This is a genomic window from Paenibacillus sp. 01T422 (assembly GCF_056398785.1).
This window is the reverse complement of sequence record NZ_JBFTQB010000044.1, coordinates 1-13,970: the sequence shown is the minus strand read 5'-3', so window position 1 is coordinate 13,970 and position 13,970 is coordinate 1. Positions and strand designations below refer to the sequence as shown.

Annotated in this window: 16 protein-coding genes and 2 pseudogenes; 3 read left to right on the top strand and 15 right to left on the bottom strand. The window is 39.0% G+C overall.

Features of this window, described 5'->3' with window-relative positions; genetic code table 11:
• From AC1DUA_RS04400 to AC1DUA_RS04375, 6 genes and pseudogenes are all read right to left on the bottom strand, one after another.
• On the bottom strand, window positions 1–635 hold a 635-nt coding region (locus tag AC1DUA_RS04400; RefSeq protein WP_477498571.1), incomplete at its 3' end, for a DUF4132 domain-containing protein.
• A gap of 72 nt (window positions 636–707) precedes the next feature.
• A pseudogene (locus AC1DUA_RS04395) lies at window positions 708–4,045 on the bottom strand (DUF5724 domain-containing protein); the annotation flags it as partial.
• Complete coding sequence (locus tag AC1DUA_RS04390; RefSeq protein ID WP_477498568.1) at window positions 3,988–4,293, bottom strand: hypothetical protein; 306 nt, start codon at window positions 4,291–4,293, stop codon at window positions 3,988–3,990. The pseudogene AC1DUA_RS04395 and the gene AC1DUA_RS04390, both read right to left, overlap by 58 nt.
• Window positions 4,294–4,310: 17 nt before the next feature.
• Window positions 4,311–4,730: a hypothetical protein gene (locus tag AC1DUA_RS04385; RefSeq protein ID WP_477498567.1), complete on the bottom strand. Its 420-nt coding sequence runs from the start codon at window positions 4,728–4,730 to the stop codon at window positions 4,311–4,313.
• 270 nt (window positions 4,731–5,000) lie between these two features.
• Window positions 5,001–5,261 (bottom strand): helix-turn-helix domain-containing protein, encoded by a 261-nt coding sequence (locus tag AC1DUA_RS04380; protein ID WP_477498566.1) that lies wholly within the window; start codon window positions 5,259–5,261, stop codon window positions 5,001–5,003.
• Window positions 5,216–5,482 (bottom strand): sigma factor-like helix-turn-helix DNA-binding protein, encoded by a 267-nt coding sequence (locus AC1DUA_RS04375; protein ID WP_477498570.1) that lies wholly within the window; start codon window positions 5,480–5,482, stop codon window positions 5,216–5,218. Before AC1DUA_RS04375 ends, AC1DUA_RS04380 begins: the two co-directional genes overlap by 46 nt.
• Window positions 5,483–5,720: 238 nt before the next feature.
• Between AC1DUA_RS04375 and AC1DUA_RS04370 the strand changes: the two genes are divergently transcribed.
• A complete protein-coding gene (locus tag AC1DUA_RS04370) occupies window positions 5,721–5,882 on the top strand; it encodes a YvrJ family protein (protein ID WP_477498565.1) in 162 nt (53 codons plus the stop codon).
• A gap of 287 nt (window positions 5,883–6,169) precedes the next feature.
• Here the strand turns inward: AC1DUA_RS04370 and AC1DUA_RS04365 are convergent, their stop codons facing one another.
• The 5 genes and pseudogenes from AC1DUA_RS04365 to AC1DUA_RS04345 form a co-directional block, all read right to left on the bottom strand.
• On the bottom strand, window positions 6,170–6,403 hold the full coding sequence (locus AC1DUA_RS04365; RefSeq protein ID WP_477498564.1) for a DUF6843 domain-containing protein: 234 nt from the start codon (window positions 6,401–6,403) through the stop codon (window positions 6,170–6,172).
• 28 nt (window positions 6,404–6,431) lie between these two features.
• Entirely contained in the window at window positions 6,432–6,887 is a 456-nt protein-coding gene (locus tag AC1DUA_RS04360) for a hypothetical protein (RefSeq protein WP_477498563.1), read from the bottom strand.
• A gap of 293 nt (window positions 6,888–7,180) precedes the next feature.
• Window positions 7,181–7,634: pseudogene (locus tag AC1DUA_RS04355) on the bottom strand (DDE-type integrase/transposase/recombinase); the annotation flags it as partial.
• Window positions 7,635–7,947: 313 nt separating this feature from the next.
• On the bottom strand, window positions 7,948–8,523 hold the full coding sequence (locus AC1DUA_RS04350) for a DUF3238 domain-containing protein (RefSeq protein ID WP_477498562.1): 576 nt from the start codon (window positions 8,521–8,523) through the stop codon (window positions 7,948–7,950).
• 129 nt (window positions 8,524–8,652) lie between these two features.
• Complete coding sequence (locus AC1DUA_RS04345) at window positions 8,653–8,844, bottom strand: transposase (protein ID WP_477498569.1); 192 nt, start codon at window positions 8,842–8,844, stop codon at window positions 8,653–8,655.
• Between the two features lie 488 nt (window positions 8,845–9,332).
• Here AC1DUA_RS04345 and AC1DUA_RS04340 point away from each other — a divergent pair, with 488 nt between their 5' ends.
• Window positions 9,333–9,701 carry a helix-turn-helix domain-containing protein gene (locus AC1DUA_RS04340; RefSeq protein ID WP_477498561.1) on the top strand — a complete coding sequence of 123 codons (369 nt, stop codon included), beginning with the start codon at window positions 9,333–9,335 and terminating at the stop codon, window positions 9,699–9,701.
• On the opposite strand, the gene AC1DUA_RS04335 is transcribed toward AC1DUA_RS04340, so the two are convergent.
• On the bottom strand, window positions 9,676–10,323 hold the full coding sequence (locus AC1DUA_RS04335; protein ID WP_477498560.1) for a DUF7986 domain-containing protein: 648 nt from the start codon (window positions 10,321–10,323) through the stop codon (window positions 9,676–9,678). The genes AC1DUA_RS04340 and AC1DUA_RS04335 overlap by 26 nt on opposite strands.
• A 178-nt stretch (window positions 10,324–10,501) precedes the next feature.
• Window positions 10,502–10,951 carry a DUF6843 domain-containing protein gene (locus AC1DUA_RS04330; RefSeq protein ID WP_477498559.1) on the bottom strand — a complete coding sequence of 150 codons (450 nt, stop codon included), beginning with the start codon at window positions 10,949–10,951 and terminating at the stop codon, window positions 10,502–10,504.
• A gap of 135 nt (window positions 10,952–11,086) precedes the next feature.
• Here AC1DUA_RS04330 and AC1DUA_RS04325 point away from each other — a divergent pair, with 135 nt between their 5' ends.
• Window positions 11,087–11,515 (top strand): hypothetical protein, encoded by a 429-nt coding sequence (locus tag AC1DUA_RS04325; protein WP_477498558.1) that lies wholly within the window; start codon window positions 11,087–11,089, stop codon window positions 11,513–11,515.
• 301 nt (window positions 11,516–11,816) lie between these two features.
• Here the strand turns inward: AC1DUA_RS04325 and AC1DUA_RS04320 are convergent, their stop codons facing one another.
• Both AC1DUA_RS04320 and AC1DUA_RS04315 read right to left on the bottom strand, forming a co-directional pair.
• Window positions 11,817–12,761 carry a DMT family transporter gene (locus AC1DUA_RS04320; RefSeq protein WP_477498557.1) on the bottom strand — a complete coding sequence of 315 codons (945 nt, stop codon included), beginning with the start codon at window positions 12,759–12,761 and terminating at the stop codon, window positions 11,817–11,819.
• A 12-nt stretch (window positions 12,762–12,773) separates the two neighbouring features.
• Window positions 12,774–13,835: a radical SAM protein gene (locus AC1DUA_RS04315; RefSeq protein WP_477498556.1), complete on the bottom strand. Its 1,062-nt coding sequence runs from the start codon at window positions 13,833–13,835 to the stop codon at window positions 12,774–12,776.
• Window positions 13,836–13,970: the final 135 nt, after the last annotated feature.

Genomic DNA, 13,970 nt, shown 5'->3' with positions numbered 1-13,970 from the left:
ACTGTCCAAAGCCGAGTTTTCAGCAGAGCGGCGGCCCGCTTTGGCTGAATTTGATGGCCGGCGTACCGTCTCGTAACTGAACCGCTCTCAAACTCATCTTTATTGGGCAAATATAGTTCTCTGAATACTTGTTTGAAAGGCTGTTTCAACTGCCGATCGAAAAGTGACTTCTGGTATAAGCTCCACTCCCCGCTTTTATACAAATGAAACGGGTGCGCAATGCATAGAGTATCTTCCGTGGACAAAGGGTAAGCTCCTCCGCCAGTCACGCCAACTAATTGACCTTCTTCATAGAATCCGAGCCGATCTCCGGTTTTAAAGACAAGTGTTTGAAGAAGAGGAGCGATTGTAGGATTCTTCAACAAACTCGAAAGCTCTTTAAACGTAAAGGTGCTTTCAGATTCCATACATTTCTCAAACTCGCTCTTCGCCCGCTTATATTGATCCCTTAAGCTGGAGACCGATTCTTTCAAGGAAATGATATAAGGATGCTTGTTGTACTTGGATGGCAAGGATTTCAGTATTTTGCCTGGCTTAGCCACCTCAATATCAGCCCGGCCGGACTCATCAATAACAAGCTTCACTTCAATATCGTCAATCACTACCGGCTCAAGAAGATGTAGAATTTCTTCCATCTTCCGCGCTTCCATATCCCATTTGAGACGAATCACATCTTGGTACCCTGCATTTCGAGACAAATTATCAAGGGCAATGGCCGCAGCTTTTGCTTCGCTTGCACTGCGCTGCGCCCCGAACTTCTTACTCTCCTTGAGGAACTGCTGAATATATTCATATCTTGTGAGCACATCACGGTCGCGATCTTGACCGATAGGAATTAAGCTGTAACTAAGCAGATGATCTTTATTCCGCTTGGCCTCCACAGATGCCCGGATTTCATTCAGTTCAGTTTGCCAAGTACAGCATCTGCGAACAGCTGTGACCTGCGGTGATTGGCTCCCGCGGAGATATATTTGGCACATTGATACAGTACAGTGAATCGCTTCTCGCCTAACTCCCGATATGCTTCCGTGAACCAGTTGACGTCTAAGGCCCCATCGTTGAATTGCACCGGCGAAATCGGTGAATAGTGGGCGACTATCGTTTCCTTCTCTGCGGAGAAGCTATCATTGACGTGGGCGTGAAAATACCACGCAGCGCTTCGCAGCCCGTTCCACTTCAAATGCTCGGAAACAAGCTCGATCCACTGTGGGGCGTACATCGCCGCCTCCAGCAGCCGCTTTTCGGAAATGTTTTTTCCCTTCAGCATTTCTGCGAGCTTCTGAGCATCGTCGCCTTCTTTCGGATGACAGACGCGAAGGAGATGGCTAAGTGCTTCCTTCTTAGTCCGATTGCCGTAAATATAGCCACGCACAAACGCATCCTGATCGAGGCCTGATAAAATCGCAATGAAATATTCCATCCCCTCATAATAACGGATACCCATTGCAAGGTCGGATACATCCGTTGGTAAATCGCCACGATTCAGTTCCAATTCCAGAATTACGGAGAGGACCTTCTCCTTAAACCGAAATATCGAGGGATTTTCCTTCACGAAGTCAATCCTCTTCTCAGTGATCGTTCGAATGTGCTGCTGGCTCCTACGTTTTCGGGTCATGATTTCTTTATATAGTTCTTCATCATCGATGAGGCCCAAATCATGCGCTCGAACAAATTCCTTGAGCTCCGGGTGAAAATCTTCATAATGAGTTAACCTATCAAGATTCAGAGTCATCGCGAAATACTCGAGAAAGGAGTGATCGTCATAGGCGAGACTGCGACACCAAGAGCTCCATGGGGAAGAAAGGGTTGACCATGCTTTCGAATTTTCCTCCAGCTCCATCTCCTGTAAAGCGCAGATGATTTTATTTAGGATTTTACTGGACATAGAAAACCGTTCTTCCTTACTGCTGTCATGGAAATATGCTAATAGGATTTGCCGAGTATGTGGGAGATACGGCAGGTCCTGAATAAATTCAAAGAAAGCAATAATCGCTTCCGTCGGGTACAACTCCGACAACCATTTTTTTCCCCAATCCCCCAAGGGCTTATAACGATTTATTTCCCAGCTTGTCAGTTTATCCGAAAAGTACTTATACAGGGGTTCCGAAGCGAAATAAAAAGCGATCTGAGTGAGCTCTTGTGGCGTGTGCCCACTCTCTTGTAAGTAGCGCTCCCATACTTCCGCTAGCGGATAACCTTCTAAATGCGTTTTCTCATGTTCTTGCTTCTGGTATCCCTTTAGACGATCCAACCTTGCCCCCAGCAGATAGTTCTCCTTACTGCCAGCGTACCTTTCGGAAGTATATTCATAGTCCCGATGCGTATGGACCAAGTCAGATAAGCCTTGTAGAAATGCCTTAATTTTTGTGATCGACATCTCAAAGAAGTCTTTTACATGGACACCCGAATAGTCCGGAAGCTCGTGAAGCTCCTGCTGCCTATTTGGATTAAATAAACCGAATCCGTTGTGGATGCCCTTCTGCTCCTTCTGCTGCAAACGATCGACCAGCAAACGCTCTTTATCCGAAGGCTCCTTAATGGATGCAAGGTGAGGCTTCACCCGTTCAAACTGTGTAACCAGCTGGTCATCTTCCTTCAAAACACAGAGCATCTCCAAAGCGCCTAAACGTTGCAGCTCCACTGGGCTCTCGATAAGCGTTTCAATAGAATGGTCAAGCTGATCTAGGTCCTGCTTTAGCAGAATCTTGATGGCGCTTTGCCGAATGGCGCCGGTCTTTAATTTCAACAGTCCCTGAATCATTTCGGCATCCAGCGGAGTAATCTTCATTTCATTAATTCTAGTTAACGCCGCTTCGCGGTTGGATATACTTTTGTCGGATAAGGAATCAAAGAGAAGCTGCCTCTGAACGGGATTTGTTACATCGCTCGTAAAGGACCGGATCAACGCACTACGTAGATCGGGACTAACTCGATCCTTAAGGGCAATCACCTGAGCGATGAAATCAGGGTCCAGATCATAAGCCGTGATATACAGCATCTTATTGGCGATTGCATCGGTGGAGTGGGAATACGTCATCCAGTCAAAGACTTTTGACTTTTCCGCCATCTCCAGCTTCGGCATTTGGACTAGCATCGTTTTAAAAAGTTCGAATTGCCGGACCCTCTCCTCTTTCCTTTCTAGTATGGCGACTCGTTCGATGATAGGTTTGTTCTTGATGGTTCCATAATCCGGATGACCTCGCCAAATGCTCGACCACTTATACACGTAATTGGCAATGACAAGCGACTGCAGCTCCAAATCGGATTGCGCTATATAAGGAACGGAAAGGGAAAAACGAAGCTCGTTATTCTGACTTTGTGTCAGGAAATATTGAACTACGATTTTTTGGTACGTTGCCCCATTTTCCATAATGAACTGGAATAGGTCATGGAGTCGGTCCTCTTCCCTGACAGCCGTAGCCAATAGGGAGAAATACAGCTTATGAACATCATTACTTTCCGACCACTCACGACAAAGACCGTCATCGTTCAAACAGCTGTACGCATACTCGATGCATTGCTTGACGACCCTGGTATTAGCCGCTTCAAGCGCAAGGCCCGTCCATACATCCAGTGCCCGAATGACGGAGCTGTATCGGATGAATTCATTATCGATAATGATTTTAAGGAAATACGTAAAGGCCTCAATCGTGCCTTCATCCATGGATTCAACAATACTTTGCCTCAGGCCTTCCTGCAGCCGCGCAGCGATTAGCATCTGGCCGAGCATTTGATAAGCCTCTTCTTGATGGCAGAAAAAGATACCTCGAATCATAGCCCGATTCAGAAGGGCCGTGTTGTTATCTCCGAACAAAATTTCCTTAAGGGCATTAAACACTTCACGATTGTTTTGGTCTAGTTCATAGGCAAGCACATAAGAAATCATCGAGTTGTCGGTTTGTTTAACCGATGTCGTGAGGTACTCTATCAGCGAGAAGTTGTTACTAGTGAGATCATAGAGAGCAAAAAACTTGCGCACCATACTTTCTAAATGAACGCGTGGGTTCTTCGTCCGAAAAGGTCTACGTACATACCGATACTGTATGGGTACTCGGTTATATGTGTGGTTAAATACCGCATGATCTCAGCCGGATAGCCACCAGCCTTTTGCTTTATGAGAGAAATAAATGGGGCAAAATAGGAATCCTCCGTACTTTGCTCATGAATTTGGTCAAGGAGTACTCCAATCTCTTGAACGTTCAAACGTCTTTCTCGAGGCTCTTTTTCCAATTTCTCAAATATCAATTGTTCCAGCTGCTTAGCTGCTTCATCTTCCCTTTGAAACGATAGCAATTAAATTCCCTCCTCTATTACCATAGTCGGCCGGCTAACATCGTGAATTTAATGAATGCGATGTCATCCCCATCCTGAATGTCAATCTTCGAACTCAGCTCCAATACTTCTTCTTCACGCAAAAACACCTTATACAGCCCATCCTCGAAAGCCACAAGAGCAGTTTGGATGGATGCTTCTTCGTTCGCCTGTCTATCATCGTACTTGGAGCCGAATCCTACTTTTCCCAGGGTCGCTTTCGTGCTAATTTCTTCTTCTGTTAAAAATGCTATGAGCTGGCTTTCCTCATTTCGTTCGTTGTATTCTCGGACGTGATGAGCGACGATTTCGGTAATTAACTCTTTCAGAGTAGCTGGTACGTAGGAGAGGATGTGTTCCTTTTTTGTTAAGAAGGGCTTTCTTTTACCGATGCTTTTTACGGTAAAGTAAATTTCCATTGCGGTTTCCTTTCTGCCGTAAGGTGTGGAAACATTGTTTGCTGAAATTATATATAATGCGGGAAGCTTTGGGGTAGAATTGTTTTTTATGTAATCTCTAATGACTTCGTCAAAATCAAGAGTTTCCCTCTGACTTTGTCGAAATTTAATAAAAGCATCAAAAGCCCTTCGCAACTTTATAGATAAGAAAAGACTGATTTTATATTTACATTAATAAAAAAGAAGCATACCATCTAATGGTTGCTCCTATCATCCTAATCCGCGTTAGTATTATTCTTCCCCCTCTTTCTTCTCCGCGAACTTACTTGTCTTCTGCTTGTCCTTTTGAAAGATATATTCAATCAACTCCAGCTTCAAGGTCTGTATTGCATCCTCTTTTGGCATCTTAATAAATTTAGCCAGGTATATAATTTCCTCCTCAAAATATTGCAAGATGATCTCGATACTTCCTTTATCACCACCCTGAGCCTTTTGTAGCAAATCTTCTAAAACCCTTGCCTTCTCATGGTCTCCAATCCTTTCTTTTTCCATTTTCTCACCGCCTGTTGAGATATTTGAAGCTCGTTAGCTACCTCTCTTTCATTCAAACCATCTATGTAAATCCTTTTAATAATGTAGCGCCCCTTCTTGGATTGGATGCTTTGTATTAACTCAACAATGTAAATATTCAGGGTCCCCTCCGTTTTTCCGGCATAATTAAGGTCTATCGATAAAAGTTCATGATTCTTCTGTTTTCGAGCCCTATACTGCATTCGCCAAGCAAATCTTCTTAACACTTGCCGGCATTGTTCTATTAATGGAAACTCATTTACCACTCACCATCCCCCCCTCTACTTCTCCCTTTACTTAGTAAGTAAAATAAATACATTTTTTACAACATATATACGTCGTAAAATGTCTATCGGACGTAAATTAAGGTTTTCTTTATGAATTTTTTATAGTTGTTAATCTAATAGCATTTTTACTAGTAAGAAAAGGAGGTTAGAGACATTGGATACTACAATTTTAGATGTCAGTCAAATCGTTAAAATCGTAACTGACCTAGGTTTTCCTATCGCTGTGACTTTTTTTGTATTGCTTAATGTACAGAAGCGGTTAGATAGAATCGATCAGACAGTTGCAGAACTAATTAAGAAAATATCAAAGGACTAATGAGTAGGTTGATTTAATCTGAAGCATGTGGCAAGTGTGGGCTGTTTACAGTTGGATATGAAAAAGGAGCCCCTGAGGGCTCCTTTTTACTTTAGTTAAGATGCAGGACTTATGGTTCTTTGGAAGGTCTTACTTGATCCCACTGTTCTTTTGTACCTACATAAAAACTAAGTTTTTATGTTATATCTTCTGATTTGCCATCTGTCTTTCCTATTGTTCCGGAGGTAGTAGACACACCATGAATCAAATCCACATTAGTAGGAATTTCTTTTTGTGTGCCCTTCTCATCAACATAATAAAACCTCATAGGACCCGTTACTTTTTTTACTTGAAGTCTTTATTTTGCCGGATTGAGGAACTTCAAAAATAATAGTATTTCTTTCATGTTTTAAAGATGTGGATTCTACTTGGTTGAGAGTTACCTCTACCCATCCTGTATAATTATTTGGTAATAAAAATTTATTAGTTGGATTACGGAACGTAAAAAGAGTTCCTAAAAGGGACTCTTTTGCTAATCTCATATTCTGCTTTGGTGGAAAGACTTTAATTTTAAGAGACATCCTTTACTGATTTTTGTAAACCTTTAAGGAGCATTCCTATAATAAAAGTAGAAATTGGCAAGAATATAAGGGCATAAATAGGACCCCATTGCAAATAACCATTAATATTTATATTGGAATAACCAAATTTTACTCCATTAATAACTATTGCACCAATTGTTCCCATGTATAAAACATTCACAAGTCCAAGAATAGCAGAGATAACCCAGTATCTTATACGACTAACATTTTTATAAAATGAAAAGTAACAGGAAATACCAACACTAATACTTAAAGGTATACACAATGTAAATGTAAACCAGAGCCAATCTTGAACTAATTCACTACTCCCTGACTCCCCAGTTGTAGATGCAACAATAATAGCTATAAGAAAACCGAAAATGAAACTTAAAAAAAGGCCAGTGAAAAATCCAAATAAGAATCGCTGATATTTAGGTTTAGACATCTGTGAATACACTCCTTTCTTTTCCATATTTATTATAACATACTTATAAAGGTTTATTTATTAAAAAATTCCAAATTAAAATATAAAAGGCCTATCTTCTCTTTGATCTGGCCCCTTTGTCAAGGACACTTGAAAAAGCCTAGTATCTCTAGGCGGCTAGCAATAGATGATTCCTGTATTGCACAGGGTCATCTTTTTTTATTCCCACTGATACCGATGATTGCTGTAGTAACGAATATAACGATGATCTTTCGTTGTAATTCTCCAAATGTTGAATAATAACGATTGGTCAAAATGATCCTTCATGTGGCCGAAAAACGATTCCTGTGGCGCATTGCCCCAGCAATTCCCTCGTCTAGACATGGATTGCCCTAACCCTTCTTGTTTTAAAAGTTCTTGGTATTTGGGGCTCGTATAATGACTCCCTTGATCTGAATGGATAAATAAATTCTAGTACAGCTTCAGCCGTCGATGCTTTAAGTAGGTGTCAATTGTGTCTGTAGCAATGTCCAATGTAAGAAGATTAGATAGGTTGTATGAGAGGATTTCTCCTGTTGAGGCATCTAAGTATGGTCGATAAATAAGCCGCCTCTGAGCGGCCATAAGGGAAGCCATACGTTTGTAGGGATTTGATTTTCTATTTAGACAAAAGAGGTCAAATTTCTTCATAAACCTGCGGACTCTCTTCAGGTTGTAAATCACTCCAAACTCGTTCTCAAGCGTCATCTTAATTGAACGAGAACCCTTTTAAAAACACTTTTTATGAAAGGCTTTCTTGATCAGTTATCCAGCTTTGACATCCGAAAGAGACCGCTCTTTACGGCTATCTACGACTTGTATGTAGCTTTAGTAACCTGAGCGGGATACGTAAAGTAATTTTAAAGATAGCGAGTCATGCGTCCTAATCCCTGACCTACGTCTCTTTAATCAGCTCGAAATAGCTGTAATCCCCTCCGGTGATTACACTACTATATAAAAAAAAGTACCCACAGACTGAACACATTTTCAAAGTGTCCAGACTATGGGTAACAGTGTACTTATTAAAGAGAGGAATAGGCCTTTATACAGTTTTATTAATACTGTGCTCCATAGGCGGGAATAATGAAGCAAGTGTTTGCTTATTAAAATTTAAAATGGTTACGGGGCTTCCTCCATCAATACGTTTATAAATTTCATGGTTAGGGTATCCATCATGGTGTCCTTGAACTGTTACCTCACCATTACTTTTAACTTTCACATTATAATCCCAATCAATATCAGGAGATAAATTAACCTGTGGGTTCGCCGAGGCCCCACGTAACCAAATATTTGCTTCAGAACTATTGATACTAGTAGTATATTGCATACTATTAGTGTTTGTTGAACCCGCCGTAAGACTCACCACTGTTCCATTTGACTCTGTAACTTTTTTTCTTGTTGGTCCTACTTGATTATATACATTGACAGTTTGACTTCCGAAGTTCACAACAACGTGCTGTGCCATTTTAAATAAACTCAGTTGATTTTCGGTAAAGTAAGTAAACCCTCGACTATTACCTTCAAACCAAGTTTGTCTACCAGATACTGCATCAGTTCCAAATAAAATCCATGGATCATCAATGAAGCAAGCCACCCGAACTTCTACAATATTAGCCATTATAATACCATCCTCCAAATATATAATTTTGAAGTGATGGATGAATGGGCGGCAATGCTATTAGAGGCCCGTCCTAACCTCTTTAGCATAGTAGTTTCATCCTACTTCACTAATAAAGGTGTTTAGGCATCATATATTACAACTAGAATTACAATATTTTATTAAAAATTTAATTCTTTTTATCGATGGTTCGAGCAAACCGTTCGTCATTCGGCTGTGGAACCACCGTAAAATGCCCTCTTCATGTTGTTTAATCGTCTTGGCCAAACGTACCATGGGAGCAAGCTTTGAGCAGGTTGCCCCTCCGAGCCATTCGCGCAGAACACATCCGCTAAAATATGCGGAGTCGTCCAGAGATCCTGCAAAGCCAGTCTAAGACGATGCGCCCTCCCGTCTGCAGGTTGGAGTCATTTAGGCGAAGTAAGGTTTCTTTTAGTTCAGCATTAAGATTGCTAATGCACATGAAGCTATAACGGCCGAAGAACTTGCTATGAATGTTCCAGATGGCTACCCTCTGGCTCAGCACAAAGCAATGGATCTTCATACTAATCAAAAATGATGTCGATGAATTCTTTGCAGAGGCTGATTCTTTGGGTTAGTATGGTCTCTTCTTGAAGGGTTTCTTGGTATTTGGTTTAGATTTCTTGCATGTGATCGCCTTATATATATTCTCAAATGCATTACTTAAGATAAATCATTTCAACTCCAAGGGAAATGGACACCTTTTGTGTCTGTTAATTGTTTAATTTCTTAATAAATGCTATGAAGATAAATTCTCTATAAATCTAGCCAAAAAACAGACACATAATGTGTCTTGCTATTTAAATATTAGTCAGTATGAACTTACATCGCTGATGAACCTATCACGTGGACAAATCACAAATTATGAACAAGGGACCCGTGAACCTGATTTTGTTACGCTAATTGCATTTGCTGATTTTTTTGAGGTAAGTTTGGATTCACTTATCGGTAGAGAATTAAAGATAAACATACAGCTAGACAATGTTGCATTTCTGACTGGGACCAAAGAGTACCTAACAACAGAAGAAGCAGACTACTTAAAAGAGAGTCTTTATTTGCTTCGTAAATATGAGACTCAGTTAGCGAAAAAAAAGAAGCAGACCTTTGATGGCTGCTCCTTTCTCTTTCAATTCACTTTACATCCTCAAACCTCATAGAAAAACCGTCCGAACGATTCAAATGAAAATAGGTGATAAAGTTGTTCAGCGAGGTATCCCCGCTTTTCATCTTCTTAATCATTTTCCGACTTCGATTCAAAATATAGTCTTTATGGTCAATGGAAAAAACAAAACCTAAGCCAGATGTCATGCTCATTCCCTCAAGATTGAGCACTCGTGTATAGAGAAGGGGATTGCTTATAGTGTTACTGCTCAAACTAATATCAATGATTTTAATAAGCTCGTTTAGATCACTCAAAATGTCTTTTAGCACAAGCACTCCTTCCGTCTTATCGACGTGTATGACCTCGTATAAAGAAGCCTTTGACTGCAGCATTGATGCTATCAATTCGTTTTCTATCTGATCCTCGGGGGAATAGTTCTCTGCAAAAAGAGATAATGAACTCTTGCCAGCACGCAATCTTTCATAAATGTTAAAGTCATATAGAGCATCATACTCAGTCTCATGTTCCATGACCACTTGATTCCGATTATTAAGAATACCCAGAGTATGACCGGCCTGCTTGAAATTAACTTCATCAATGTAATCATCCAAAATTTTTGTATGTAGTTTGACTTGTGTTTGTCTATATTGCTTGTACCTCTCAAGATTGTTGTTCAATGTTATTCCTCCATCTGAATTCAGTGCCATTAAATACCCGCGGTACTATGATGCCATACTTAATCTTTAACAGACTACAGATACCTTAACATACTCTTTCTCTTAACACTATGGAAAACCTCAGCTATGAGAARGGAGCCCCTGAGGGCTCCTCCTTACTTTAGTTAAGATGCATGACTTATAGTTCTTTGGAAGGTCTTACTTGATCCCACTGTTCTTTTGTACCTACATAAAAGCTAAGTTTTTCTGCTATATTTTCTGATTTGCCATCTGCCTTTCCTACTGTTCCGGAGGTAGTAGAGACACCATGAATCATTTCCACATTAGTAGAAACTTCCTTTTGAGTACCCTTTTCATCAACATAATAGAATCTCATAGGACCCGTTACGTTTGTACTTGAAGTCTTTATTATTCCGGATGAAGGAACTTCCAAAATAATAGTATTTCCTTCATGTTTTAATGATGTGGAATCTACTTGGTCGAAAGTTACCTCTACCCATCCTGCATAATCATTTGGTAATAAAAATTTATTAGTTGGATTATCCGATTTATTTAACAGAAATAATGAGCCGACCACTAAGCATACAAGCACTGAAGCTGCAAATGTAACTCCTACAATCTTCTTCATAACTATCTCCCAACTTTCTAATTACTGCCTGCACTTCATTGACTGTCTCATTCATGGTAATATGGGATTCATGGAATTATATGTATTTAAATTAAAGGTATCACAAAAAGGTTTCGGTAAAAGGAGTCAATATGAATGAAAGGGTTTCTGATACACACGTTAATTGTTGGTGTAAGCTACCTTTCTGGAGTTATCTTTTACAAAGCATCGATGCATCTATTTGCCATACCTAAAAATAGCGAAATTGATTTACTTTACCCATGGATTACTATCTTTTTTATTTTCTTTGATCTTCCGATTTACTATGTAATAAATTTGTTTCTCCGATTTTTCAAGTTTCGTTCAATCGCAACAAGTACAATTTTAAAGATTGCTGTGTTAGTAGTGTTTAGCCTGTTTTCCGCCATAATGGTGCCTTTTATCTTTGGTGGTTTTGGGTATCTAGGAAGACGAGAATTTTTCTATTCGGAATTTGCGATTTTGCTTTATTCATTTTTTATAGGAACATCCGCAATATTTGCAATTTGTTCAACAGTATCGGAGAAGTATCTTAATAAACCTTAGGCTAATATTAAATGCTGATTTGCATTATGTATGTTTCGAAATTTTCTAACAAAGAAGGAGGTGCAGCGTCACCTCCTTCTTTAAATGCAGCTGTAATAATCATGTTATCCTCGCATTTTACAACAGCTATTGCATCGGACCGACCGAATCGTGTCGTGTCGCTCACAGATCAGCTGACTTCCCTCCTCCATTTTGCAATACTGTCTTTGAATGCAGGCTCTTTCTTTTACAATAAACAACATCCCTCACGGACAGAATGAAAATCCACCTTTCGTTTTCTTCATTTTTTCACTTCAGAACATTAATATTCTTTGGAGATCCCTTTAATTTCCTTACTGTTTATTGGCAAACTATTCTTGGGCTGCATCTTGGATTTCCGATAATCCACATAACTTAAAAGTGCTATACAAATGACAACTGAAACCCCGCCAATAGCATTGAGCAAGCTTAAATCAATTGGAAAGAAAGGAAGTGAATACACGAAGACGAAAATTGGTCCCATAGAACGAATGGTATTCACATAAGCGAAACTAGATACTGCCAAAGCCTTGTAAAAAAATTTAACACCTAGAAATGAAGAAACGATAGACACTGCAGCAATAAATATAAATTCATAAGGAGTAACTTTGAAAAAACGAAAATTTTCGATCGATGTTCCAATTAAAATAATAGGCAACAATGAGATTAGCTTAATATAGAATAAAGTGACAGATGGATTTACAGACGAACAGTATTTTTTGGAGATCGCATTTCCAATTGCAAAAAACAAAGTATTACCTAGTACAAAAAGTATACCTATAAGATTAAAATCTCTAACTTCACTATATACAAACAAGAACCCCCCTGCTACTGAAACAAGCATTAGCCCCCATTGAGCTATAGAAACTTTTTCTTTGAGAAAAAAGAAAGAGATCATCAGAGCAAAAAGCACGTAGTTTCTTCCAAGCAGCGAAGACATAACAGGGTCAAGTAAATATAAACTAAGGTAGAGACATATCGTAGCAAAAGCATTTATAACTGAAATAACGATAAGTGGTTTCAATTTCGACGTTGTAAACTTTTGTTTGGATAGTTTTAAAACGACTATTGCAGTAATTAACGAAACAAGAGTCTCAATCGCAGCTGCCTGAATGGGAGAAATTTCTTTCAATCCAATCTTAATAGCCGGGTACCATATTGCTGTTAAAGCAACAGATAGAATTGCAAATAATATGCCCTTTGTATTTGATTGTGAGTTTATTGCCAATAGGATTACCCCCTATTCATGAATAAATGTATCATAAAGATTTTTAACGTTTTCGCTTTCGAAAATATGTACTGCAATATCACTGTATTTTCTACCTTTACGGGTAAGCGTAAAAAATACCCCATCTTTAGATTCAATAAGTTCATTTTCTTTCAATGCCTGGAGCTCATCGTTAAATTTAACTTCTATGGATTCGTTAAAAGTTAATTGATACTGACTCGTGTCTAAACCAGGATCTAACAATGAAAGTAGAACAAACTTCCTTTTTTTCTCTTCCTCATTAAATAAAAAGCCATCGTAAACAACATCCTTGAAATCACAAGTAATATAATTTTCTACAATTTCGTTAACGTACTTCCCTTGAACCTTATAAGGCAAACAATAATGGACATCAGGTGCATAGCTTCTAGAACCAGCTCCAATACCTAATGTAGGTACTCCTTGAAACTCCATTCTTTGTTGTTGATACGTGGAAGTTTCAGTTTTTACATATCTAACAATTGTTTGGCACATATAACCTGAATCCTCCAAAAATTTTCTTATAGGTTCGTAAAGGAAGTATTTCTCTTTCATGCTCATTAACTCCGAATCTCCATACTTCTCCATACCAGTTAGTTTACGTATAGCTAATGGATATATAGTTATTGTTTCAGGGGAGCATTTAACCACTTCTTCAAGATTTTTCTGTATGGTTTCTTCCGTTTGTGAAGGCAATCCATAAATCAAATCCATATTCACGTTCAATCCATGTTCCTTTAAGAGATTGTAAACTTCATAAACTTTACTACTCTCGTATTTACGGTTTATTAAATTAGACTCCTCTTGTAAAAATGTTTGTACGCCAATACTAACCCTATCAAACCCAATTTCTTTAAGTGCTTTAACATAATCGTTATTTAATTTATCTGGAGAACATTCTATGCAAGATTCTACATCACTTGACCAGTCTGTAAATTCTTTATGGAGTTTATTTTGTATTTTTTCCAATTGTTTGATTGAAAGAATGTTAGGTGTGCCACCACCGTAGAATAAGGACTTAATTGTTGGATTTCCTATGTATTCTTTATAATACATCACTTGACCAGTCTGTAAATTCTTTATGGAGTTTATTTTGTATTTTTTCCAATTGTTTGATTGAAAGAATGTTAGGTGTGCCACCACCGTAGAATAAGGACTTAATTGTTGGATTTCCTATGTATTCTTTATAAT